General features: G+C 69.6%; 24 protein-coding genes. 16 read left to right on the forward strand and 8 right to left on the reverse strand.

Annotated elements, in window-relative coordinates:
* The 4 genes from gatA (at position 1) to ASF57_RS09900 (ending at position 3,882) form a co-directional block, all read left to right on the forward strand.
* Positions 1–1,497, forward strand: a complete 1,497-nt coding sequence (gene gatA / locus ASF57_RS09885) for an Asp-tRNA(Asn)/Glu-tRNA(Gln) amidotransferase subunit GatA (RefSeq protein WP_056482468.1) — start codon at positions 1–3, stop codon at positions 1,495–1,497.
* Between the two features lie 10 nt (positions 1,498–1,507).
* The gene (locus ASF57_RS09890) at positions 1,508–1,807 is read left to right on the forward strand and encodes a hypothetical protein (RefSeq protein WP_056482471.1); all 300 of its coding nucleotides are present in this window, start codon (positions 1,508–1,510) and stop codon (positions 1,805–1,807) included.
* 68 nt (positions 1,808–1,875) lie between these two features.
* On the forward strand, positions 1,876–3,348 hold the full coding sequence (gatB, locus tag ASF57_RS09895) for an Asp-tRNA(Asn)/Glu-tRNA(Gln) amidotransferase subunit GatB (protein WP_056482474.1): 1,473 nt from the start codon (positions 1,876–1,878) through the stop codon (positions 3,346–3,348).
* Between the two features lie 33 nt (positions 3,349–3,381).
* The gene (locus ASF57_RS09900) at positions 3,382–3,882 is read left to right on the forward strand and encodes a GNAT family N-acetyltransferase (RefSeq protein ID WP_200935843.1); all 501 of its coding nucleotides are present in this window, start codon (positions 3,382–3,384) and stop codon (positions 3,880–3,882) included.
* A gap of 384 nt (positions 3,883–4,266) precedes the next feature.
* On the opposite strand, the gene ASF57_RS09905 is transcribed toward ASF57_RS09900, so the two are convergent.
* The 5 genes from ASF57_RS09905 to ASF57_RS09925 form a co-directional block, all read right to left on the reverse strand.
* Positions 4,267–5,277 (reverse strand): efflux RND transporter periplasmic adaptor subunit, encoded by a 1,011-nt coding sequence (locus tag ASF57_RS09905; RefSeq protein ID WP_056482480.1) that lies wholly within the window; start codon positions 5,275–5,277, stop codon positions 4,267–4,269.
* Positions 5,278–5,279: 2 nt separating this feature from the next.
* Positions 5,280–5,474, reverse strand: coding sequence for a DUF1656 domain-containing protein (locus ASF57_RS09910; RefSeq protein WP_056482483.1), 195 nt, complete (start codon positions 5,472–5,474; stop codon positions 5,280–5,282).
* Entirely contained in the window at positions 5,474–7,489 is a 2,016-nt protein-coding gene (locus ASF57_RS09915) for an FUSC family protein (RefSeq protein ID WP_056482486.1), read from the reverse strand. Before ASF57_RS09915 ends, ASF57_RS09910 begins: the two co-directional genes overlap by 1 nt.
* Positions 7,486–7,962, reverse strand: coding sequence for a DUF4345 domain-containing protein (locus ASF57_RS09920; RefSeq protein WP_056482489.1), 477 nt, complete (start codon positions 7,960–7,962; stop codon positions 7,486–7,488). The genes ASF57_RS09915 and ASF57_RS09920 overlap by 4 nt, the downstream gene beginning before the upstream one ends.
* A gap of 117 nt (positions 7,963–8,079) precedes the next feature.
* Positions 8,080–8,367 (reverse strand): hypothetical protein, encoded by a 288-nt coding sequence (locus tag ASF57_RS09925; RefSeq protein ID WP_156376040.1) that lies wholly within the window; start codon positions 8,365–8,367, stop codon positions 8,080–8,082.
* A 230-nt stretch (positions 8,368–8,597) separates the two neighbouring features.
* On the opposite strand from ASF57_RS09925, the gene ASF57_RS09930 reads away from it, so the two are divergent.
* On the forward strand, positions 8,598–9,233 hold the full coding sequence (locus ASF57_RS09930; protein ID WP_056183854.1) for a glutathione S-transferase N-terminal domain-containing protein: 636 nt from the start codon (positions 8,598–8,600) through the stop codon (positions 9,231–9,233).
* A 24-nt stretch (positions 9,234–9,257) separates the two neighbouring features.
* Here the strand turns inward: ASF57_RS09930 and ASF57_RS09935 are convergent, their stop codons facing one another.
* The gene (locus tag ASF57_RS09935) at positions 9,258–9,800 is read right to left on the reverse strand and encodes a DUF2147 domain-containing protein (RefSeq protein WP_056482492.1); all 543 of its coding nucleotides are present in this window, start codon (positions 9,798–9,800) and stop codon (positions 9,258–9,260) included.
* Between the two features lie 242 nt (positions 9,801–10,042).
* Between ASF57_RS09935 and ndk the strand changes: the two genes are divergently transcribed.
* Positions 10,043–10,465: a nucleoside-diphosphate kinase gene (gene ndk, locus ASF57_RS09940; protein WP_056183849.1), complete on the forward strand. Its 423-nt coding sequence runs from the start codon at positions 10,043–10,045 to the stop codon at positions 10,463–10,465.
* Positions 10,466–10,654: 189 nt separating this feature from the next.
* Entirely contained in the window at positions 10,655–11,032 is a 378-nt protein-coding gene (locus ASF57_RS09945; protein WP_056183847.1) for a hypothetical protein, read from the forward strand.
* Positions 11,033–11,050: 18 nt separating this feature from the next.
* Here the strand turns inward: ASF57_RS09945 and ASF57_RS09950 are convergent, their stop codons facing one another.
* Positions 11,051–12,214 (reverse strand): AI-2E family transporter, encoded by a 1,164-nt coding sequence (locus ASF57_RS09950; protein WP_082503811.1) that lies wholly within the window; start codon positions 12,212–12,214, stop codon positions 11,051–11,053.
* Positions 12,215–12,522: 308 nt separating this feature from the next.
* Here ASF57_RS09950 and ASF57_RS09955 point away from each other — a divergent pair, with 308 nt between their 5' ends.
* From ASF57_RS09955 to ASF57_RS09995, 9 genes are all read left to right on the forward strand, one after another.
* Positions 12,523–12,825 (forward strand): acyl carrier protein, encoded by a 303-nt coding sequence (locus ASF57_RS09955; protein ID WP_055949487.1) that lies wholly within the window; start codon positions 12,523–12,525, stop codon positions 12,823–12,825.
* 77 nt (positions 12,826–12,902) lie between these two features.
* The gene (locus ASF57_RS09960) at positions 12,903–13,373 is read left to right on the forward strand and encodes a 3-hydroxyacyl-ACP dehydratase FabZ family protein (RefSeq protein WP_056184313.1); all 471 of its coding nucleotides are present in this window, start codon (positions 12,903–12,905) and stop codon (positions 13,371–13,373) included.
* A gap of 10 nt (positions 13,374–13,383) precedes the next feature.
* Positions 13,384–14,523 carry a beta-ketoacyl-ACP synthase gene (locus ASF57_RS09965; protein WP_056482495.1) on the forward strand — a complete coding sequence of 380 codons (1,140 nt, stop codon included), beginning with the start codon at positions 13,384–13,386 and terminating at the stop codon, positions 14,521–14,523.
* Positions 14,524–14,592: 69 nt separating this feature from the next.
* Entirely contained in the window at positions 14,593–15,891 is a 1,299-nt protein-coding gene (locus ASF57_RS09970) for a beta-ketoacyl-ACP synthase (RefSeq protein ID WP_056482498.1), read from the forward strand.
* On the forward strand, positions 15,888–16,664 hold the full coding sequence (locus ASF57_RS09975) for an SDR family NAD(P)-dependent oxidoreductase (protein WP_056183842.1): 777 nt from the start codon (positions 15,888–15,890) through the stop codon (positions 16,662–16,664). The genes ASF57_RS09970 and ASF57_RS09975 overlap by 4 nt, the downstream gene beginning before the upstream one ends.
* Positions 16,665–16,678: 14 nt before the next feature.
* Complete coding sequence (locus ASF57_RS09980; protein ID WP_056482501.1) at positions 16,679–16,972, forward strand: SH3 domain-containing protein; 294 nt, start codon at positions 16,679–16,681, stop codon at positions 16,970–16,972.
* 221 nt (positions 16,973–17,193) lie between these two features.
* Positions 17,194–18,216 (forward strand): zinc-binding dehydrogenase, encoded by a 1,023-nt coding sequence (locus tag ASF57_RS09985; protein ID WP_056482504.1) that lies wholly within the window; start codon positions 17,194–17,196, stop codon positions 18,214–18,216.
* Between the two features lie 92 nt (positions 18,217–18,308).
* A complete protein-coding gene (locus ASF57_RS09990) occupies positions 18,309–19,361 on the forward strand; it encodes a lipid A biosynthesis lauroyl acyltransferase (RefSeq protein ID WP_082503812.1) in 1,053 nt (350 codons plus the stop codon).
* Positions 19,362–19,365: 4 nt separating this feature from the next.
* Positions 19,366–20,148: a DUF1223 domain-containing protein gene (locus tag ASF57_RS09995; RefSeq protein WP_244476883.1), complete on the forward strand. Its 783-nt coding sequence runs from the start codon at positions 19,366–19,368 to the stop codon at positions 20,146–20,148.
* A 157-nt stretch (positions 20,149–20,305) separates the two neighbouring features.
* On the opposite strand, the gene ASF57_RS10000 is transcribed toward ASF57_RS09995, so the two are convergent.
* Positions 20,306–21,586, reverse strand: a complete 1,281-nt coding sequence (locus tag ASF57_RS10000) for an aminopeptidase (protein ID WP_056482507.1) — start codon at positions 21,584–21,586, stop codon at positions 20,306–20,308.
* Between the last annotated feature and the right edge of the window lie 42 nt (positions 21,587–21,628).

The following is a 21,628-nucleotide window of genomic DNA, read 5'->3' on the forward strand; positions in this document are numbered from 1 at the left end:
ATGACTGCCTCCGGTACGACGATTCTGAATGAACTCACCCTGGCGGAAGCCCGCGACGGGCTGAAGGCCAAGGCCTTCTCCGCTGCCGACCTGACCCGGGCGCATCTCGCCGCCATGGAGAAGGCGCGCGGCCTCAACGCCTATCTGGTCGAGACGCCGGATCAGGCCCTGACGATGGCGCAGGCCGCGGATGCGAAGATCGCCGCCGGCGAGGCCCGCCCGCTCGAGGGCATTCCCCTCGGGATCAAGGACCTGTTCTGCACCGAGGGCGTGGCGACCACCGCCGGCTCGAAGATCCTCGAGGGCTTCACGCCCGCCTACGAATCGGCCGTGACCGCCAACCTGTGGCGCGACGGCGCGGTCCTGCTCGGCAAGCTCAACCTCGACGAATTCGCCATGGGCTCGTCCAACGAGACCTCCGCCTATGGCGACGTGGTCTCGCCCTGGCGCAGGGCCGGATCGGACACCCGGCTGGTACCGGGCGGCTCGTCCGGCGGCTCGGCGGCGGCGGTGGCCGCGCATCTCTGCCTCGGCGCCACGGCGACGGATACCGGCGGCTCGATCCGCCAGCCCGCCGCCTTCACCGGCACCGTCGGCATCAAGCCGACCTACGGCCGGGTTTCGCGCTGGGGCACGGTGGCCTACGCCTCCTCCCTCGACCAGGCCGGGCCGATCGCCCGCACGGTGCGCGACTGCGCCATCCTGCTCGGCTCGATGGCGGGTGCGGACGCGCGCGACACCACCTGCGCCGACCTGCCCGTGCCCGACTTCGAGGCGGCGGTGGCCCGCGGCGTGAAGGGCCTGACCATCGGCATCCCGAAGGAGTACCGGGTCGAGGGCATGTCGGCCGAGATCCAGGCGCTGTGGGACCAGGGCGCCGCGATGCTGAAGGATGCCGGCGCCACGATCCGCGAGATCTCGCTGCCGCATACATCCTACGCTCTGCCGGCCTATTACATCGTCGCCCCGGCCGAGGCCTCCTCGAACCTCGCCCGCTACGACGGCGTGCGCTACGGCCTGCGGGTGCCCGGCAAGGACATCGCCGGAATGTACGAGAACACCCGCGCCGCCGGCTTCGGCCGCGAGGTCAAGCGCCGGATCATGATCGGCACCTACGTGCTCTCGGCCGGCTACTACGACGCCTATTACGTGCGGGCGCAGAAGATCCGCACCCTGATCAAGCGCGACTTCGAAGAGGCCTATGCCGCCGGCATCGACGCGATCCTGACGCCCGCCACCCCAGCGGCGGCCTTCGGCGTCGGCGAGAAGGGCTCCGGCGACCCGGTCGAGATGTACCTGCAGGACGTGTTCACCATCACGGTGAACATGGCGGGCCTGCCCGGTATCTCGGTGCCGGCCGGCCTCGACGCGCAGGGGCTGCCCCTCGGACTCCAGCTCATCGGCCGACCCTTCGACGAGGAGACGCTGTTCGCCGCCGCCCAGGTCATCGAGGACGCGGCCGGGCGGACCCGGCTGCCGCCCGCGTGGTGGGCATGAGGCGCAGCCGATGACCGTCCCGGTCTATCCCTTCGACGTCTGGATCTGGGCCGCCTTCGATCCCGTCCTGATCGCCATCGCGCTGATCATGGGCTGGAAGTCGGACCAGTTCGTGAAGATCATCCTCGTCTCGCTGATGGCGTTCGCGGTCTCGGTGCTGGTGTCGTGGGGCGTCACCGCGATCGGCATCCCGTGGCCGGCGCCGGTGAGCCACGACGGCCCGACCTTCTTCCCCGTGCGCTGGATCGCCGCCTTCCTGTGGGGCGCTCTCGGTTTCCTGGCGCACCAGCTCTACCGCCTGCGCGCTTGACCGCGCCGGCCGGCACTTCCACCCTTCAGGCGCGCATTCGCGCCCCGCAACGCTGAATCCGGGCCATCATGACCGCTGCCGTGAACCCCAAGAAGCTCATCAAGGGCGGCCTGCACGACTGGGAGGTCGTGATCGGCATGGAGATCCACGCCCAGGTCACCAGCCGATCCAAGCTGTTCTCGGGCGCCTCGACCGAGTTCGGCGGCGAACCGAACGACCACGTCTCTCTGGTCGATGCAGCCATGCCCGGCATGCTGCCCGTGATCAACGAGGAGTGCGTGGCCCAGGCCGTGCGCACCGGTCTCGGGCTGAAGGCGCAGATCAATCACCGCTCAGTGTTCGACCGGAAGAACTACTTCTATCCGGACCTGCCGCAGGGCTACCAGATCAGCCAGTTCAAGGACCCGATCGTCGGCGAGGGCGAAGTGCTGGTCGACTTAGCCGAGGGCGAGACCATCACCGTCGGGATCGAGCGCCTGCACCTGGAGCAGGATGCCGGCAAGTCCCTGCACGACCAGAACCCGACCCAGAGCTTCGTCGACCTCAACCGCTCGGGCGTCGCCCTGATGGAAATCGTGTCCCGACCCGACCTCCGCTCGTCGGAGGAGGCGCGGGCCTACGTGACCAAGCTGCGCACCATCCTGCGCTATCTCGGCACCTGCGACGGCGACATGGAGAAGGGCTCGCTCCGCGCCGACGTCAACGTCTCGGTGCGGAAACCCGGCGCCCCGCTCGGCACCCGCTGCGAGATCAAGAACGTCAACTCGATCCGCTTCATCGGTCAGGCCATCGAGACCGAGGCGCGGCGCCAGATCGCCATCATCGAGGATGGCGGCACCATCAGCCAGGAGACCCGCCTGTTCGATCCCGGCAAGGGCGAGACCCGGTCCATGCGCTCGAAGGAAGAGGCGCACGATTACCGCTACTTCCCCGACCCGGATCTGCTGCCGCTGGAATTCGACCAGGCCTATGTCGACGCCCTGGCGGCCGGCCTGCCGGAGCTGCCCGACGCCAAGAAGGCGCGCTTCATCGAGACCTACGGCCTCAGCTCCTACGATGCGGGCGTGCTCATCGCCGAGCGCGCCTCGGCCGATTACTTCGAGGCGGTGGCCACGGGCCGCGATGGCAAGGCCGCGGCGAACTGGGTCATCAACGAGCTGTTCGGGCGCCTCAACAAGGAGGGCCACAGCATCGAGACCAGCCCGGTCTCGGCGACCCAGCTCGGCGCCATCGTCGACCTGATCGGCGAGGGCGTGATCTCGGGCAAGATCGCCAAGGACCTGTTCGAGATCGTGTGGTCCGAAGGCGGCGACCCGCGCGAGGTCGTCGAGTCACGCGGCATGAAACAGGTGACCGACACCGGCGCCATCGAGGCTGCGGTGGACGCGATCATCGCCAAGAACCCGGACAAGGTCAGCCAAGCGCGCGAGAAGCCCACCCTGCTCGGCTGGTTCGTCGGCCAGACGATGAAGGCCACCGGCGGCAAAGCGAACCCGGCGGCCGTGAACGCCCTGCTCAAGGCGAAGCTCGGCATCGAGTAGCCTCCTGCCGGACGGACGAAGGGGATGCGGTTCATGGGTTCCATCCGCAGGCTTGAAACCCGGGATGCGGCTGCGTTCCGAGCCCTTCGCCTCGACGGCCTCGCCCGACACCCGGAGGCCTTCGGCGCCTCCTGGGAGTCAGAGGCCGAACAGCCGCTCGAGTGGTTCGGCGCCACGCTGAAGACCCACGCCGTATTCGGCGCCCCGGATGGAGACGGGCTCGTCGGTGCAGCCGGGCTCTTCATGCCGGACTCACCGAAGCTTCGGAACAAGGGGACGCTCTGGGGCGCCTATGTCAGGCCAGACGCGCGCGGCAAGGAAATCGGAACGGCGCTTATCTCCGCCGTGATCGACCAGGCGACGAGCCGCGTTGAGGATCTCAACCTGTCGGTTGGGGCAACCAACACGCGTGCGATCCGGCGTTACGAAGCAGCCGGTTTCAAGCCATACGGCCTGGAGCCACACGCCTTGAAGGTCGGTGAGCAATACTATGCGGAAGTCTTGATGATCTTGAATCTCAACCAAAGCGGTTGAGTTCGCGTGATCGGCGGCGGAAGCGGCCGAGATGGAGCCTGGTGCATGTCTGAAGTCGTGCCGTTCCGGCCGCTTCTGCGCTCCTGAGACCGCTTCCGTCCCGATATTCGCGTGTGCGCTGCTCAACGTCCGGGTCGAATCAACCCCGGATGATCGCCGCAGCTGCCTGCTGGGGTGGCGTCATTCCCATATCTCCTGCTTCTCGTTGGTCATGATCGTCGGACGATCAAGCCTCCTCGTTGCTTGAGCTGTGCTTTGCCGTCGAAGCACCACAACAAGGTGCGACCCAATCGAAGATGCGTCAAGACCCTATTTTCGCGATTTCGCGACAGTCCTCCTTCCCATCGCCACAGCCTGAAGAATCCCTGCCGGGGCGCCTATCGCTCAGGGGGTCGGCGCAGCCGCGCCGCTGAAGCGGCCGCGCAGGCGGGCGAGCCAGTCGTCGCGATGCCGGCCGGGCTCCCCCACCGAGACGGTGGCGGTCATGCCGGCGACCAGGGTGACGCCCTCGGGTACGCGCGCGATGCGGATCCGCACCGGCACGCGCTGGGCCAGCCGCACCCAGGTGTAGACCGGGTCGACGTTGGGCAGTCCCTGGGTGCTCGCGGTGGCATTGGCGGTGCTGATGCCCAGCGTGATGCTCTCCACGATGCCGTGGATCAGCGGGTCGTAACCGAGGAGTTCGGCCGAGACCGGATCGCCGACATGGATGTGGGCCATCTTGGTCTCCTCGAAGTAGCCGTCGATCCAGAACGAGTCGGTGTCGATGACGGCGATGTTGACGGTGCCGGTGGTGGCGTAGTCGCCCGGCCGCAGGAGCAGGTTGGTTACCCGCCCGTTCACCGGCGCGCGCACCTGGGTGCGCTCCAGGTTGATCTTGGCCTGGGAGAGCTGTGCCTTGGCCGAGGCGAGGGCTGCCTCCGCGATCTTGGCGGTGCCGGCATATTGCTGCTTCTCCTCCACCGAGGTGGAGAGGGTGGTGAGGGCCTCGCGGCGTGCGGCCTGGGTGCGCTTGACCTGAAGGTCGGCCTCGCGGTTCTCGAGTTCGGCCTGGGCCGACGCCACCGAGACCTCGAAATCGAAGGGGTCGATGACGTAGAGGATGTCGCCCTTCTTCACCTGCTGGTTGTCGGCGACGCGGAGCTCCGTGATCTGTCCGGAGACCTGGGGGGCGACGGCGGCGACCTGGACCCGCACCCGCCCGTCCCGGGTCCACGGGGCGGTGACGTAGAACTGCCAGACGAGGGCGGCCGCCACCGCCGCGCAGGCCAGGATGATTCCCGTCACGACGAGGCGCAGGAGGCGGCGGCCGCGGCCGGACCGGCGCGGGCTGGTGTCCGGTCCGCGTACCTGCGGGGCCTGCTGGGGCGTATCATCGGGTTTTTGGTCGGCCATCGTCACAGGAACACGATCAGGAGGGCGAGGATGCAGACGTAGAGGCCGGCCTCCGCAAGCGGTGGATTGGCGACGTAGCGGCTGACGCGGAAGCGCGCGAACAGGAGACGCAGGAGCACGAGGATGGCCAGGGCCCCGGCGGCATAGGTCACGAAGGGCGAGATCAGGATGCCGCCGACATTCAGGTCGCTGCGCATCAGGCGGCCCCGATGCCGAGGCGGCGCAGGAACCGTCCCTGGCTCTCGATCACGTGCGCGGCGGTGGTCAGGTCGCTCACCGCGCGGGCCAGATGCATCCGCGTCGCCGGCACGGCATCGCGTCCCGCCGCCAGCAGCGCTCGGGCGGAGGCCCGCATCCCGGCGGCATCCACGGCCGTGATGGCGGCGGCCGCCAGCACGGCAAGGGCGGCGAGCGACGGGTCCTGCGCCAGACCGCGCAATTGCGCGTGGGCGCGGGCGGCGGCCGATTCCATCCGCGCCAGGTCGAAGGCCCGGTTGAGGCTGGCGGCGCGCACGGCGCTGCTGCCCGAACTCCAGTGGGCGAATTGCAGCAGGCGGTCACTGTTGAGGCTGGTCCGCGTCGTGGCGTCGCCGCCGCGGCCGGCGAGCGCATCCACCAGGGCGCGCCGGGCCGAATCGAGGGCAAAGATCCGGTGGCGACCGGCGGAGATGGGCAGGATGATCCGAACGGTGAAGAACAGGATCAGCGCCGCGACGATGACCAGGAAGGCGTTGGTGAGGAAACCCTGCGGATCGTAGGTCTGCGGGTTCGAGGGGGAGAGCAGCACGGGGAAGAACACCAGCAGGATGAAACCGATGCCGAAGGTCGGCGGATTGAGGCTGAGGAAGCAGGCCGTGAACACCACCGGCGCCATGGCGATGGCCAGCAGGGGGAAGCCCTGCACCCCCGCGAGGGCACCGTACAGCACGAGGCCTGCGCAGAGGGCCGCCAGCGGCATGCCGATGAGCACGCCCTTGGCGAAGGCTCGCGGGTCCGGCGTGATCGACGACAGGGCACAGGTGGAGGCGACCTGCACCAGCGCGAAGGAGGTCGCAGGCCAGCCGGCATGGATGAGGAGGAGGGCGCTGAGGCCGAAGGCGATCGCCACCCGCATCGCCCCCCGAAGGGCTTCCGGCACGTCGCGGTGCGTCGGGAGGGGAACGTCTCGACGTGGCCGTCCGCCCTCGGCCAGGGATCGGTAACCGTCCTGCGCGAAACCGGCCGCACGGGCGAAATCGAGGGCGCGCTGCAGGGCCAGGATCGCATCGAGCGGCACTGCGCCGTCGCGCATCGCAGACTCGACGAGGTCGGAGAGCCGGTCCACCGCCCGGTCCGGATCGCCCTCCGGCTCGGTGAGTTCGAGGCAGAGGCGGCGCGCCTCCTCCAAGGCGGCCGACGTTTCGTCCAGGCGCGCCAGGGCGGCCCGGAGATGGCGGGCGGCGGCGGCCATCACGTAGAGGCCCGCGATGGCGCTGCGGGCGCCGGCGGCTCGATCCGGGCCGTCATCGAGTTCGCCCGCGATGGCGCTGGCATCGCCCCGCATGGCAGCGATCCTGCGGATCAGCGCCGCCGCGCGCTCGGAGCCGGGATCGCCCCGCATCAGGGTCTCACGGGCGAAGGTCCGGGTTTCCCCGATGGCGCCCGCAAGCGCGTCGCGCACCGAGCGCCAGATGCTCGGAGATCCGAGGGCATCGTTGATGAAGGTGATCGCCACGATGCCGAGGGTGATCGCCGCGACGCGGTCGACGGCGGCATCGAAGGTGTTCTGCGGACTGTCGATATGCGCAATGGCGATGATCGCCACGGTGTAGCCGGACAGCATGGCGCCGTAAGCGCGGGTGTCCTGGAGGAAGTGGGCGGTGAAGACGCAGAGGCCGAGCCAAGTCGCGAAGGCCACGAGGAGCACGACACGGTCCTGCGCGAACAGCGCCATCAGGACGATTGCCACGACCGCGCCCACGAGGGTGCCGAGGAAGCGGTAGACCGCCTTCGAGAGCGCCTGGCCGCGGGTCGGCTGCGCCAGGATGGCCACGCAGACGGCGGCCGAGGATGCGCTGGAGAGCTGCAGCCAGAAAGCCGCGTACAGAGCCAGGATCATGGCCAGCCAGATCCGCACGGCGAAGGCCCAGGCGCTGGGCTTCGGGACGAAGCGCTCCAACAGGGCGAGGCCCCGATCCACCGGGCGGAGGCGTGCCTCGGCGAGGTCGCTCACCCGGCGGCCCTGCGCGATGTGGCCTGACGGGCCAGCCCCTCATGAGAGAGGTCTCGATGAGTGAGGTCCGGACCGGACGGGTCGGCCCCATACCGCGCCGCGACCCGGGCCTGCCACAGGCAGAGCAGGGGCGTGACAACCAGTTCGACCGCGAGGGCGGCCAGCATCAGGACCGACGGCAGCCCGGTCAGCGCCCACCCGAGCAGGCGGGCGAGCCCGCCGAGGGCCACCACCAGCGTGAGAAACCGAAACAGCGTCGTCTTCGCCGCGATGCCGGGCACGCAGGTCCAGAACAGGATGCCGATGCCCATGTGCAGGCCGGACAGGTAACGGAAGTGGCTGTCGGCGGACACGTCGACGAGCCCGGTACGGCCGAGGCCGTTCACGCCGAACAGCACGCCGTAGAGGCCGGAGGCCACCGGAACCAGGGCCACCAATGCCACCGCACGCTGCAGCGCCCGCCGCTCCCGCATCGTTCCATCCCGCCACCGCATCACCCGACCGCTTCGGAAACCGGTGCGGTCAGGCTTGCGTTCCTTACACGCTCAGGAAAGCATCAGGTCGGCGAAGGGAAACGGGCGTCGACCCCCTCAGGCCTTCACCTGCTTCAGGCGCTTCACGCACTTGCTATAATATTGCGGCCATTTCGGTCCCTGGGCGGCCTTGTCGGCGACCGAGAGAGCGCGCCACTCGGCGCCGCACTTCTTCTGGCGCTCGCGCGCGGCACTCTGGCCGACGCTGAGTTCCTTCGCGGGCTTCGGCGCGGCCTGCGCCAGCGCACCGCCGGTGATGACGGGACTCGTCAGGATGAGGGGACTTGCCAGAAGCCCGAAGGCCGCGAACAAAGCAGCGGTGCGACGCGAACGGAATGACAGCATGACGACCCCCGGGACGCTTGGGCGCCGCCGTGCAGCGGGCCGGCCGCATCACAGCCACAACCCTGAGCGGTGGCAAGCACCATTCTCGCGGCTTCCCGGGCGATCCACTGCTCGTGTCGCCGCCTGTGCCACGGCCCCGTGTCCATGGCACGGAGTCTGCAACCTTCCGCCCGCATCCCGGATTGTTTCGGCGAATCGAGCGGGCCTGAACTGGGCTGGATAAGAACCGCATGGCACACGCGCCGGGAAAACCCATCGACGTGCACACCTGGAGCACGCCGAATGGCTGGAAGATCCCGATCATGCTGGAGGAGTGCGGGCTGCCCTACCGGGTGGTGCCGGTGAACATCGGGCGCGGGGATCAGATGGCCCCGGACTTCCTGAAGATCTCGCCGAACAACAAGATCCCGGCCATCGTCGATCCCGACGGGCCGGGGGGCGAGCCCATCACGGTGTTCGAATCGGGCGCCATCCTGCAATATCTCGGGCGCAAGACCGGATGCCTGTATCCGGCCGACGAGCGGGCACGGGTGGCGGTGGACGAGTGGCTGTTCTGGCAGGTGGCTGGCTTCGGGCCGATGCTTGGCCAGGTCCACCATTTCCGCATCTACGCACAGGAGAAGATCCCCTATGCCATCGAGCGCTTCACGACGGAGGCCCAACGCCTCTACGGCGTGCTCGACCGGCACCTCGCGGAGCGGGACTACGTGGCGGGCGATTACTCGATCGCCGACATCGCGATCCTGCCCTGGGCTAAGTACCACGAGAAGCAGAGCATCGAACTGGCCAGCGTGCCCCACGTGCGAGCCTGGCTCGATCGCGTGATGGCACGGCCGGCGGTTCAGCGCGGGTTCGCGGCGGTCTGAGACCGCCGCTCCGCGCCGGCCGGACTACTCGGCGGGAACGACCGCCGGCTTGGCCGGGGCCGCCTTGGGTGCCTTGGGCGCGGCCTTCACGGCGGGGACCGGCTCCGGCTGGGCGGAAGCCTGCTGGTTCACGTCCGGCACCCGGGTCCAGGTCTGCGAGCCGCACAGCACCTTGAGCAGGCACCCCGAGACCGACAGCTCGGAGCTGCTCTCGCGCTCCAGGCTGACCTGGTACATCTTGCCCTCGTCGGCGTTGTAGATCTCGCCGGAGAACTTGGTTTCCTCGGGCTTCAGGTTATCGAGGAGCGTCAGGCCGACCACCGGCCGGCTGCGCTTCTTCGGATCGGGATTCTTGAAGTCCGTGCGCGGGCTGCCATCCTCGTTGGTGGCGGTCTTGGCCCAGACCACCTTGCCGCAGATGTTGGCGGCACCCGGCCCGCATCGGTCGATGCGCACCTTGGCGCGGCCATCGCCGGTGAGCCAGGTGCCCGTCGGGTCCTGGGTCGGTACCGCGGCGGCGGGAGCGAGGCCGGCGAGGATGAAGGCGGCGGTGAGGGCGACGCGCATGTCCTGGTCTCCGTATGGCGTTTTATTGCGGAAGAGGGGGCCGTGATCGTCTGGCCACAGGAGGCCTCCGCAATCGGGCGTTTTTCCGGCATTGTTGCGCCAAAGCCATGTTCGCCGAGAATCGCGCTCCGTCGGACCGGTTATCCCCAGTAATCCCGCCTCGGGTTGAGGGGAGGGAGCCTGCCCGCTATAAGCCCGGCGCCGAAGCCATTTTCGGCTGAGCGATCACACCCGGACGGACCATGGCCACCGAGCGCACCTTCTCCATTCTCAAGCCCGACGCGACGAAGCGGAACCTGACCGGCGCGGTCAATGCCGTGATCGAGAAGGCGGGCCTGCGCATCGTCGGCCAGCGCCGCATCCAGATGAGCCGCGCCCAGGCCGAGAAGTTCTACGAAATCCACAAGGAGCGCCCGTTCTTCGGCGAGCTGGTCGAGTTCATGACCTCGGGTCCGGTCGTCGTGCAGGTGCTCGAGGGCGACAACGCCGTCGCGAAGTACCGCGAAGTGATGGGCGCCACCAACCCGGCCAATGCCGACGAGGGTACCATCCGCAAGACCTTCTCCGAGTCGGTCGGCGAGAACACCGTCCACGGTTCGGACAGCCTCGAGAACGCCAAGGCCGAGATCGCCCAGTTCTTCCAGGATTCCGACATCGTCGGCTGATGCCGAAAGCCCGATCGCATCGGTTGATCGAAGATTCCGACAGCGTCGGATAGTCTGGATACGCGCGCCGCGGCCCCTTCGGGGCGGCGGCGTTTGCGTCTCCACTGTGGCCCTGGCGCCCTTGCGCGGGCGGGACCCTCACGGGAAACCGGTTCGTTCCCGAATCGCTTTCACGGACCCATCGATCCCATGCGCCTCATCGCCCCGCGCACCGGCCGGCTCCTCCTCGCCGCTGGCCTGCTCTCGCTCGTTGCCGCCTGCAATGCCAACAAGCCCGGCCCGACCGCGTCGCTGGAAGGCTACACCCCCGATCCGGCGCTGAAGACCGCATCGGCGAGCAACCTGACCGGCCGCGTGCGTCACGCCTGCACCGTCACCCAGGCCCGCCTGCAGAATGTGTCCGAGGTCTCGCTGGCCCGCCCCTGCGGCTGCTACGCGAACCAGACCCTCGCCACCCTCGACAAGTCTGAGCTGGATGCCTACCGCAGCACCGGCTACTTTAACGACTCCGCCCGGGCCAAAGCCCTGAACGCCCTCGACAGCTGCAAGCTGCCGCGCCCGGCCTGAACCGCCGCGCCCCCGGGCTCAGGCCCGGGGCTCCTCGATCTCTGCGCCGTGCGTGAAATCCCGCCACAGCAGGATCAGCGCCGCCATCACGGCCGGGCCGAGGAACAGGCCAAGCAGCCCGAACGTCTCGACCCCGCCCAGGATGCCGAGCAGCACCCAGAGGAAGGGCAGGCGGGTGGTGCCGCCGATCAGCGCCGGGCGCACGAAGTGGTCCGCCACGAAGGTGACGACGAGGCCCGCCGCCACCACGACCGCCGCCGGTACCACCGCACCGTTGGCGAGTAGGAACGCCGCCCCAAGGCCGAAGACCAAGGGTGCGCCGAACGGGATCATGGCGGCGACCGCCGTCAGCGCCCCGAGCAGCACCGGATGCGGTACACTGGCAAAGAAATAGACGATTCCGAGCAGCACGCCCTCGCCGAGTCCGACCAGGACCAGTCCGTTCACGGTGCCGTGAACCGAGGCGACCATCTGGCGTGCCACCCGCTCGCCGCGCGGGCCGAACAGCTTGGCGCTGGCCGTGAGAACCTGAGCCACGACCGTGCGCCGGTCCCGGAACAGGAAGAACAGGGCCACCAGGCTGAAGCCGAACAGCACGGTGCGGCGGACGATCTCGGCCCCGAGGCTGCGCGTCGCGCCGAGCACCGCCGACTTGTCGAAATGCTGCAGCAACTCCGAGCCCGCCGCCGGGTGGCTCAGGGTCTCCGCCCACCAGGCCTGCGCCTGCGCCGCCCCGAAGGGCAGATGACCCAGCAACTCCGGCACGGGAATGCCGGTCTTCTCGAAGGAGCGGACCCAACCGGCCACGTCGTGAGCCTCGCGGGCCGCCTGCACCCCCAGCACGACAAGGGGTATCAGAAAGACCAGCGCCACGCCCGCCGTGAACAGGGCCGGCAGGGCGATGTTGTGGCCGCCCGGCGGCCACCGTCGTTCGGCACGGGCGTAGAGGGGACCCAGCGCGATCGCCAGGATCACCGCCCAGACCAGGGCCGGGATGAAGTGGTGCAGGACCCAGAGGCCGAGCCCCGCGAGAACGACGACGAGGGTGAGTCGGGCGACGCCCTGTGCTGCCCCGGACAGGGGGTGTGCCCCCGCACTCGGCGGAAGGTCGGGTTCGACGCGTGGGTCAAGGACGCCGTCGGGATGCGTCACTGGGGACGTAAGGGAGGGAGGGTGTGCCATCGTCCTGCTCGACCTTATGCGGAACGGCCGCCCGCGCGGCATCCTGGCGTCCCTCGGCGTGCATCTAGGCCATTCGCGCCGGATCGGAATGGAGACGAGGGCCGGATCGCGACGCCGTGATGGCCAAGGTTGCCCGTCCTACCCCCCTCGTGTAAGGGACCGCCTTCCCTGTCCAGGGTCGGCGGAGACGCCGACTCACGGGGCATGCTGCGCGACCGGGGGCACCGGGCATCATGCGCCGGATCATTCCGGCCCCCGATCGGCATGGGCCGATTCCGGCGGGATACCCAGTCACACGGCGAGAACGCATGTCCGACCAGACCCATACCGCCACTTTCGACCGCGTCGCGGACATCATCGCCGACACCGCCGACATCCCGCGCGACACGATCACGCCCGAGAGCCACGCCATCGACGATCTCGGGATCGATTCGCTCGCCTTCCTCGATATCGCCTTCGCGGTGGACAAGGCCTTCGGCATCAAGCTCCCGCTCGAGCGTTGGACCCAGGAGGTCAACGAGGGCAAGGTGCCGGCCGAGGAGTACTTCGTCCTCAAGAATCTGTGCGCCCGCATCGACGCCCTGGTGGCCGAGAAGGCCGCCAAAGCCTGACCGCAGGCGTGATCTCGGCCGTCCCGACCATCCGGCGCGGCCTCTTCGAAAACCCGCCCGCACGGGATCTGGACGCCATGCGCCTCGAATACTTCGAGATGATCGATGCCGTGACCCGGTTCGACCGCGAGGCCGGCCGGATCGAGGCCCTGGCCCGCGTGCCGATGGAGAGCCCGGTCTTCGAGGGGCATTTTCCCGACCATCCGCTGGTGCCCGGCGTGCTGCTCACCGAGACCATGGCGCAAGCCTCGGGCTACCTCGTCCTCGCGCATCTGGGCTTCCGGCAGATGCCGTTCCTGATGGGCGTCGACAAGGCGCGTTTCCGTGCCTTCGTCGGCCCGGGCGCCGAACTCCAGATCGAGGCCAGCCTGGAGCATGACGGTTCGGGCTACGCGGTGACCAAGGCGGCGATCCGCCACGACGGCAAGCCGCTGGCCAATGCCGAACTGCGCTTCCGCACCATGCCGTTCCCGGCCGGGCTGGACGGGCCGATGCGCGAGCGGGCCCGCAGGATCGGCCTGTTCGATCTCGCGGGGGAGCCTGCATGAGCGTCCTGACATGAGTATTGCGCGCGACGTCGTCGTTACCGGCATCGGTCTCGTCTCCTGCGCGGGCGAGGGCGTTGTGGCCCATCTGGCGGTCTTGGCAGCGGGTGCCCCCGCGCGGACGGACACCGAGACGTTCGCGCCCTACACGGTGCATCCGGTCGCGCCGATCGCCCTCGACGGACAGATCCCGAAGAAATCGGATCAGCGCCAGATGGAGCCCTGGCAGCGCCTCGGCGTCTACGCCGCCGGCCTCGCCCTCGAATCCGCCGGGGTGAAGGGCGATGCCGACCTCAAGAGCCGCATGCACCTCGTGGTCTCGGCGGGCGGTGGCGAGCGCGACACCGCGGTCGACGGCGCCATCCTCACCGGCCTGCGCGAAGCGGCCGATCCGGGCGCCTACCTCAACGAGCATCTCCAGAACGACCTGCGTCCGACCCTCTTCCTGGCCCAGCTCTCGAACCTGCTCGCCGGCAATATCGGCATCGTCCACGGGGTCACGGGGGCCTCGCGCACCTTCATGGGCGAGGAGGCCTGCGGCACCGACGCGCTGCGCATCGCCCAGGCGCGGATCGCCTCGGGGCAGGTCGAGTGCATGCTGGTGGGCGGCTCCTACAGCGCCGAACGTCCCGACGTGATGGTCATTCACGAGATGGGCGGCTACCTGCGCGCCCACGATTTCCGCCCGGTCTTCGACCGGACACCGGACAGCGAGGCCGGCTTCATCCTCGGAAGCGCCGCCGCCTTCCTGGTGCTGGAGACGGCCGAGCATGCGGCAGCGCGCGGGGCAAAGGCGCTGGCACGCCTCGACATCGTGGCGAGCGACCGAACCCGGCGGCAGCCCGGCAGCACCGAAGCCAGCCTCGCCGCGCTCTGGGCCAGCACGGGCCTCGACGCCCCGGACGCCGTGATCTCCGGCGCCACCGGAGTCGCCCCGATCACCGCGGAGGAGGGCGCGGCCCTGGCGCGCCTCGCCCCGGGAATTCCCGTGACAGCGCTGGGCGACGTGACGGGCCACAGCCTCGAGACCACGGCGCCCTTCGGGGCGGCGCTGGCGGCGGCCCTGGTCTCGGAGACAGGTCTGCGCGAAGTCGCCGTGACGGTGGTGGGCCATCGCCGCGGCGAGGGCGTGATCCGAGTCACGGCGCCCTGAGATGCCGATTCGATCGGAGCGGCCACAATGGGCGAAGGGCCCTTGCAAAGAACGGTGTAGAACGGCGCGATGACGAACCCATCTCCCCGGCACGCGACGAATCGGGACACGAAGGGCCGGCCGCTGGTGGCGGTGACAGGTCTCGGCATCGTCACCTCCCTCGGCCAGGGGCAGGCCGACAACTGGGCCGCCTTGACGGCCGGCCGCTCAGGGATCCACGCCATTCGGCGCTTTCCCACAGAGGGCCTGCGCACCCGCATCGCCGGCACCGTCGACTTCCTCGACACCGATCCGCTGGTCGCCCCCGCCCTGTCGCAGCGCTTCGCGGAGGAAGCCGCCGACGAGGCTATCGCGCAATCGGGCCTCGGCCGCCCCGGCGACTTTCCCGGCGCCCTGTTCATCGCCGTGCCCCCGGTGGAGATCGAATGGCCGCAGCGCCAAGCCCTGGCCGAGGCCTCTGGCCAGAACGGCCCGATCACCTATACCGACCTGCAGCGCGCCGCCGCGAGCCGGCGCTTCGACGCCTGGCACGACCTCTTCATCTTCGGCACGGTGGCCGACCACATCGCCGACCGCTTCGGCACCAAGGGCTCGCCGATCTCGCTCTCCACCGCGTGCTCGTCGGGCGCCACCGCGATCCAGCTCGGGGTCGAGGCGATCCGGCGCGGCGAGGTGAAGGCCGCCCTCTGCATCGGCACCGACGGCTCAGTGAACCCGGAATCGCTGATTCGCTTCTCGCTGCTCTCCGCCCTCTCCACCCAGAACGACCCGCCGGAGGCGGCCTCGAAGCCGTTCTCGAAGAATCGTGACGGCTTCGTGATGGGCGAGGGCGCCGGCGCCCTGGTGTTGGAGGACGCGGAGGCCGCACGCGCCCGGGGCGCGAAGATCCTTGGCTACGTGCTCGGCTGCGGCGAGAAGGGCGACGGCTTCCACCGCACCCGGTCGAGCCCCGACGGCGCCCCCGGCATCGCAGCGATCCGCGCGGCCCTGGACGATGCCGGTACGGAACCCGACGCCATCGACACCGTGAACGCCCACGGCACCTCGACGCCCGAGAACGACAAGATGGAAGCGATGAGCTGCGCCGCCGTCTTCGGCGACCGCATCCGCACCCTGCCGGTGTCCTCCAACAAGTCGATGATCGGGCACACCCTCACGGCCGCCGGAGCGGTGGAGGCGGTGATCTCGCTCCTCACCATCACGTATGGCCGCATTCCGCCGACCATCAACTACGCGATGCCCGACCCGGCCATCCCCCTCGACATCGTGGCGCAAGCCCGCGACGTTCCGGTGCGCCGGGTTCTCTCGAACTCGTTCGGCTTCGGTGGCCAGAACACCTGTCTCGTGCTGGCGGACGAGCCGGCATGAAGACGGACCTGCGCCCCGAATCCCATACGCGCGTCCTCGTCACCGGCGGCGCCTCGGGCCTCGGAGCCGCCATCGTGCGGGCGCTCGCCGCCGCCGGACACGATGTCACCTTCACGTATCGCTCCTCCGGCGCTGCGGCCGAGGCCCTCGTGGCGGATCTCGTCGCGACGTATCCCGGCCGCGCGATCACCGCCGAAGCCCTGGACCTCGCGGACCGGCCCGCGCTCGACGCCTTCTGCGACCGGATCGAGGACGAGCGCTTCTACGGCTATGTCCACAATGCCGGCCAATCCTCCGATGCACTCGCGGCGATGCTGGACCAGGACCGGGCCGAGGCGGCCATGCAGGTAAATTTCTGGTCGCTCACCCGCCTGGCGAAATCCCTCGTGCGGGGCATGATCCGGGGGCGTTCCGGGCGCATCGTCGCCATCGGCTCGGTGGCGGCCCTGCAGGCCAGTCCGGGCAACGCGGCCTATGCCGCCACCAAGGGCGCCCTGATCGCCTATTGCCGGACGCTCGCGATCGAATCGGCCAAGCGCGGTGTCACCGTCAACGTGATCGCGCCGGGCTTCATCGACACCGAGATGATGGCGCCTTATGCCGCCTATCGCGCCACCATGGAGCGCCAGATTCCCGCTGGCCGCTTTGCGAGGCCCGAGGACGTGGCGGCCCTCGCGGCTTTCCTGATGGGCGAGGGCGCGGCCTACATCACCGGGACGGTTCTGCCGGTCGATGGCGGCCTCACCGCCATGATGGGCGTCCACCGCACCTGAGACCAAGCCGTCCCATGTTCTCGCGCCTCTCGTCCGCCATCCCAGCCGCGCTGGTCCTGGCCCTGCTTGCCGCTGTCCCGGCCTCGGCCGCCGAGGCGTACCGGGTCGACGGCCTTCCACGCGGCGAGACCCTCAGCATCCGCGAGACGCCGGACGCGGCTGCCCCCGCCCTTGGGCAGGCGCCGGTGGGCGCCCGCCTGCGCGGCTTCGGCTGCACCGCCGACACCCCGAGCGGGCTGACCTGGTGCCGGGTCAAGGCCGGCCCGATCCTCGGCTGGGCCCGGCGGCGCTATCTGTCGCCGGAGTGAATGCGGGCCGACGGGTTGATGCCCCGTGCCGCGAAGGTTAGCCAGAGCGGCATCACCGCATTCCCCTCTCCCCTCCGCGGGAGAGGGGGGCCCGCACCAGCGGGTCGGGTGAGGGGAGCGCCATCTCCGGACAGGGCGCCCCTCGCCCGCCTGCTCCACAGGCACCCTCCTCCGCAGAGGGGGAGGGTATTCGGATGCGCCCGCGAAGAGAAAAGAGCCCCATGCAAGCCCTTCAGCTCCACGGCGACCGCGACCTGCGCCTCGAAGACGTCGCGGAGCCCGCCGCCCCCGGCACCGGCGAGGTCCAGATCCGCGTGCGCGCCGTGGGCCTCAACTTCATCGACGTCTGGGGCTTTCGCGGCATGGCCTTCGCCAAGCGCAAGCTTCCCCTCGCCGTGGGGGCCGAAGCCTCGGGCGAGATCGTCTGCATCGGCGAGGGCGTCACGAATCTGGCCGAGGGCGACCGGGTGGCGATGTACGGCGCCCAAACCTGCGGGCGGTGCAAGGCCTGTCGGGAGGGGCGTGACAACCTGTGCGAGGACGTCTCCGGCGTCATGGGCTTCCACATCGACGGCTTTGCCCGCGAGCGCGTCACCATGCAGGCCCGCCTCGTGGTCAAGATCCCGGACGGCGTCAGCTTCACCGATGCGGCCTGTGCCCCCGTGGCCTTCGGCACCGTGCAGCACATGCTGTTCGACAATGCCCGCCTGGAGCCCGGCGAGAGCATCCTCGTCCATGCCGGCGGCTCCGGCATCGGTACGGCGGCGATCAAGATGGCCAAGGCCATCGGCTGCACGGTGTTCACCACCGTGGGCGACGACGCCAAGGGCGAGAAGGCCAGGGCGCTCGGGGCCGACCACGTCATCAACTATCGCGACGAGCGCTTCGAGGGCGAGGTGCGTCGCCTGACCAAGCGCAAGGGCGTCGACGTGGTGTTCGAGCATGTCGGACCGGACACCTGGAACGGCTCGCTCCTGTGCCTCAAGCGCGGCGGCCGCCTCGTCACCTGCGGCTCGACCTCGGGCGTCTCGACCACCATGAACCTGATGCAGCTGTTCCAGCAACAATATCGCATCACCGGCTCGTTCGGCTGCTCCATGGCCAATATCCGCGACGCCATGGCCAAGATGGCGCAAGGCATCACCCCGGTCGTGGACACGGTCCTGCCGCTGGCCGATTTCGCGCAGGGCCTGGAACGCCTGGAATCCCGCAAGGTCTTCGGCAAAATCCTGGTGACGCTCTGAGTTGCGGCGCACACGGGTGCCGTCAAAGGCTAAAATGAATTATGCCAGGGATCAGGGTCGTCAACGGAACGCCCCGCGTCACGGGATTCGTTTTGCTCCGCCTTGCCCTCGTTCTGAAGCGTCACCTGCCGCGGCTCGCCGGGCTCGCGATGATCCCCCTGATCCGGGGTCTGTTCTGGCTGGCGCGCCTGCTCGGGGCGGAGCGGGCGAGCCGGGTCGGCGGATGGGTCGCCCGGACGGTCGGGCCGTTCCTGCCGGCCCACCGCACCGCGGTCGCCAACCTGCGCGCCGCCTTCCCTGAACGCGATGCGGCGGCGATCCGCGCGCTCGCCTTGGAGGCGTGGGACAATCTCGGCCGCACCGGCGCGGAATACGCCCATCTTCACACCCTGTTCGATCTCGATCCGGCGGACCTCACGGCCCCCGGACGCATCACGGTCGCGGGCGAGACCCACTTCGCCGACCTGCGCGACGACGGCAAACCGGGCCTGATCTTCTCCGCCCACCTGGCGAACTGGGAATTGCCCGCGATCTGCGCGGCGCAGTTCGGCCTCGACGCGACGGCGATCTTCCGTCCCCCCAACGATGCGGCTTCCGCCCGCCTCGTGCAGGAGGTCCGGCGCCAGACCATGGGGGGCCTCGCGGCGGCCGGGCAGGGCGCGGTTTTCGCCATGCAGGGCGTGGTCGAGCGCGGCGGCCATCTCGGCCAGCTCATCGACCAGCACTTCACCCGGGGCGTGGTGGTGGAGTTCTTCGGCAAGCCCGTGCTGGTCAACCCGCTGCTCGGCAAGCTCGCCCGCCATTACGAGTGTCCGGTGCACGGCGCGCGCGTCGTCCGCCGCGGGGGAACCCGGTTCCACCTTGAACTGACGCCTCCCCTCGACCTGCCGCGCGATGCCTCCGGCGCCATCGACGTCCAGGGTGCGATGCAGGCGATGACGCGGGAGATCGAGGGGTGGATCCGCGAGAATCCCGGCCAGTGGCTCTGGATGCATCGGCGCTGGCGCCCCGCGATGCTGCCGAAGCCGAAGTTGAAGCCCTCGCACGATCCGGTGCATGGCTCGGCCGGGGACCCGGCGCCGACGAGCCCGGCCGCGGATCGAGCGACCGTGATGCCGGAGAACGGCCAACCGTCGGTATCATGACGGCATGAGGCTCGCCGCGATGTTCCTGCTGCGCTGTACCGGCAGCCTGCCCCTGGCACTGGTCCTGGCACTGGTCCTGGCCGGCGCCCTGACGGCCGTCGCGACGATGGCCCGTGCGGGCGAGCGCTCGCCGGTGGTGATCGAGCTCTACACGAGCCAGGGCTGCGCCGCGTGCCAACCGGCCTCGCGGGTGCTCGGAGACTTCGCGCGGGAGCCCGGCGTCATCGCCCTGACCTTCCCGATCACCTATTGGGACTATCTCGGCTGGAAGGATGCCTATGGCCAGCCGGCCTTCACGGCGCGGCAGCAGGCCTATGCGTCCCTGCGCGGCGAACGGCAGATCTTCACGCCCCAGGCCATCGTCAACGGCGAGCCGTCGATGATCCGCTCCGACCGGAACTCCCTGGAGCGCGCCCTGCGGCGCGCCCGGGCGAGCAGCGTGCCGTCGGTCTCGGTGAAGAGCTGGGAGGAGGGAGACCGGATCTGCATCGACGTCGGCGCGAGCACCGGGCCGGAGGCCAAAGCCGACCTGTGGCTCCTGCCGGTCATGCGCCGGCGCCGCCTCGCCATCGGCGGCGGCGAGAACAAGGGGCAGGTCTTCGACTACATCAACGTGGTGCGGGGGATGCACCGGATCGGCGCCTGGACCGGACAGGCGGCGCATTTCGAGATCCCGCACCGGATGGCCGAGGTGACCGAGGCCGACACCTACGTCGTGGTGCTCCAGGGCGGCAACGAGGGTCGCCCGACTCGCATTCTCGGTGCCGCCAAAGCGCCAGGGTTCTGAAGGCCCCCCGGCTTCCGGGAACGCCCCCTGTCCTCAGGACCCGATGCGGGCGCCGCCCGAGCACGGCTCCCCGGGTCGCCGCCGCCCGAGCGGCCCGTGGTTCGAGGCTGACCTCACGCGGGTTGAGGTTGAATCAGGCCACGGTTCCGATCCGGGCTCACGCCACCCATTCGCCGGCCCGCATCACCGGAATCGCGCGGCCCTCGGCGGAGAGACCGTCGACGTCGATCTCCTTCGAGCCGATCATCCAGTCGATGTGGATGAGGCTGCGATTGGCCCCCCGCGCCGCGAGGTCGTCCTCGCTGAAATCCGCGCCGCCATTGCGAAAACACTTGCTGTAGGCTTGGCCGAGGGCGATGTGGCTGGCGGCGTTCTCGTCGTAGAGGGTGTTGTAGAACAGCAGCCCTGAGGCCGAGATCGCCGAGGAAGCCGGCACCAGCGCGACTTCGCCGAGGCGGCGCGCGCCCTCGTCGGTCTCCAGGACCTTGGCCAGGACGTCGCCGCCAGTGCGGGCGGTGGCCTCGACGATGCGGCCGTCCTCGAAGCGCACGCGGATGCCGTCGATCAGCGTGCCCTGGTAGGACAGGGGCTTGGTGCTGGTGACCGTCCCGTCGACCCGGTCCTTGTGCGGGGTGGTGAACACCTCCTCGGTGGGGATGTTGGCGTTGCAGACGATGCCGCTGCGCGAGGCCGAGGCGCCGCCGCACCATTCGTGATCATCGGCGAGGCCGACCGTAAGATCGGTGCCGGGACCGAAGAAGCGCAGAGCCGCGAAGCGGTGCGCGTTGAGGGCGTTCATGCGCGTGTGGAGAGCGGCATTGTGCGCCTCCCAGGCCGCGACCGGGTCGGGACCGTCCACGCGCGAGGCCGCGAAGATCGCATCCCACAAGCGGGCGACCGCCTCGGCCTCGGGCAGGTCGGGGAACACCGTCCTGGCCCACGGCGTGGTCGCAGCCGAGACGATGGTCCAGTTGGTGGAAAAGTTGGCGATGAGTTCGAGAGCCGGCACATAGGCCTTCGAGCGGGCGCGATTGGCGCGCGCGACCTTGCCGGCATCCTGGCCCGCCAGCAGGGACGGGTCGTCCCCCGCGATGGCGAGGCGGGCCGCGCCGTTGCGGTAGGCCTCGGCCATGCCGCTGTAGAGCCAGCCGGCGGCCGTGTCGAAGGCGTCGTCCGGCGCGTGGGCGAACCGCGCCAGGGTGGCGGCATCGTCCGCGTAGAAGGTGGTGACGAGCGAGGCTCCGGCCTTGTAGGCCTCCTCGGTGATGGCGCGAGCCAGCGGCACCGTTTCGAGCGGCGCCGTGATCACCAGTTCCTGTCCCGGCCGCAGACCGAGGCCGACTTTCACGGCGACTTCCGCAAGGCGCTGGAGCCGCTCCGCATGCGGGGCCGCGCCCGAAGGTGCCGCTCCGTGCGTCGTCTGCGCGATCCCGTCCATCCCGTGTCTCCCGGTCCTGCCTGAAGCGTCTCGCGCTCAAGA

Origin of the sequence: Methylobacterium sp. Leaf117 (assembly GCF_001422985.1) — a bacterium.
Taxonomy (GTDB): Bacteria; Pseudomonadota; Alphaproteobacteria; order Rhizobiales; family Beijerinckiaceae; genus Methylobacterium.

What these genes read in the sequence shown, in the direction of transcription:
- ASF57_RS09920 (WP_056482489.1), bottom strand. Translation starts at nt 7,962, where the DNA reads ATGCGGGAGCGGCGGGCGCTGCAGCGTGCGGTGGCATTGGTGGCCCTG.
- ASF57_RS09910 (WP_056482483.1), bottom strand. Translation starts at nt 5,474, where the DNA reads ATGCGCAGCGACCTGAATGTCGGCGGCATCCTGATCTCGCCCTTCGTG.
- ASF57_RS09930 (WP_056183854.1), top strand. Translation starts at nt 8,598, where the DNA reads ATGGCACACGCGCCGGGAAAACCCATCGACGTGCACACCTGGAGCACG.
- ASF57_RS09945 (WP_056183847.1), top strand. Translation starts at nt 10,655, where the DNA reads ATGCGCCTCATCGCCCCGCGCACCGGCCGGCTCCTCCTCGCCGCTGGC.
- ASF57_RS09955 (WP_055949487.1), top strand. Translation starts at nt 12,523, where the DNA reads ATGTCCGACCAGACCCATACCGCCACTTTCGACCGCGTCGCGGACATC.
- ASF57_RS09975 (WP_056183842.1), top strand. Translation starts at nt 15,888, where the DNA reads ATGAAGACGGACCTGCGCCCCGAATCCCATACGCGCGTCCTCGTCACC.
- ASF57_RS09905 (WP_056482480.1), bottom strand. Translation starts at nt 5,277, where the DNA reads ATGGCCGACCAAAAACCCGATGATACGCCCCAGCAGGCCCCGCAGGTA.
- ndk (WP_056183849.1), top strand. Translation starts at nt 10,043, where the DNA reads ATGGCCACCGAGCGCACCTTCTCCATTCTCAAGCCCGACGCGACGAAG.
- ASF57_RS09900 (WP_200935843.1), top strand. Translation starts at nt 3,382, where the DNA reads ATGGGTTCCATCCGCAGGCTTGAAACCCGGGATGCGGCTGCGTTCCGA.
- ASF57_RS09965 (WP_056482495.1), top strand. Translation starts at nt 13,384, where the DNA reads ATGAGTATTGCGCGCGACGTCGTCGTTACCGGCATCGGTCTCGTCTCC.
- ASF57_RS09995 (WP_244476883.1), top strand. Translation starts at nt 19,366, where the DNA reads ATGAGGCTCGCCGCGATGTTCCTGCTGCGCTGTACCGGCAGCCTGCCC.
- ASF57_RS09980 (WP_056482501.1), top strand. Translation starts at nt 16,679, where the DNA reads ATGTTCTCGCGCCTCTCGTCCGCCATCCCAGCCGCGCTGGTCCTGGCC.
- ASF57_RS09985 (WP_056482504.1), top strand. Translation starts at nt 17,194, where the DNA reads ATGCAAGCCCTTCAGCTCCACGGCGACCGCGACCTGCGCCTCGAAGAC.
- ASF57_RS09950 (WP_082503811.1), bottom strand. Translation starts at nt 12,214, where the DNA reads ATGGCACACCCTCCCTCCCTTACGTCCCCAGTGACGCATCCCGACGGC.
- ASF57_RS09925 (WP_156376040.1), bottom strand. Translation starts at nt 8,367, where the DNA reads ATGCTGTCATTCCGTTCGCGTCGCACCGCTGCTTTGTTCGCGGCCTTC.
- ASF57_RS09935 (WP_056482492.1), bottom strand. Translation starts at nt 9,800, where the DNA reads ATGCGCGTCGCCCTCACCGCCGCCTTCATCCTCGCCGGCCTCGCTCCC.
- gatA (WP_056482468.1), top strand. Translation starts at nt 1, where the DNA reads ATGACTGCCTCCGGTACGACGATTCTGAATGAACTCACCCTGGCGGAA.
- ASF57_RS09960 (WP_056184313.1), top strand. Translation starts at nt 12,903, where the DNA reads ATGCGCCTCGAATACTTCGAGATGATCGATGCCGTGACCCGGTTCGAC.
- ASF57_RS10000 (WP_056482507.1), bottom strand. Translation starts at nt 21,586, where the DNA reads ATGGACGGGATCGCGCAGACGACGCACGGAGCGGCACCTTCGGGCGCG.
- ASF57_RS09890 (WP_056482471.1), top strand. Translation starts at nt 1,508, where the DNA reads ATGACCGTCCCGGTCTATCCCTTCGACGTCTGGATCTGGGCCGCCTTC.
- gatB (WP_056482474.1), top strand. Translation starts at nt 1,876, where the DNA reads ATGACCGCTGCCGTGAACCCCAAGAAGCTCATCAAGGGCGGCCTGCAC.
- ASF57_RS09970 (WP_056482498.1), top strand. Translation starts at nt 14,593, where the DNA reads ATGACGAACCCATCTCCCCGGCACGCGACGAATCGGGACACGAAGGGC.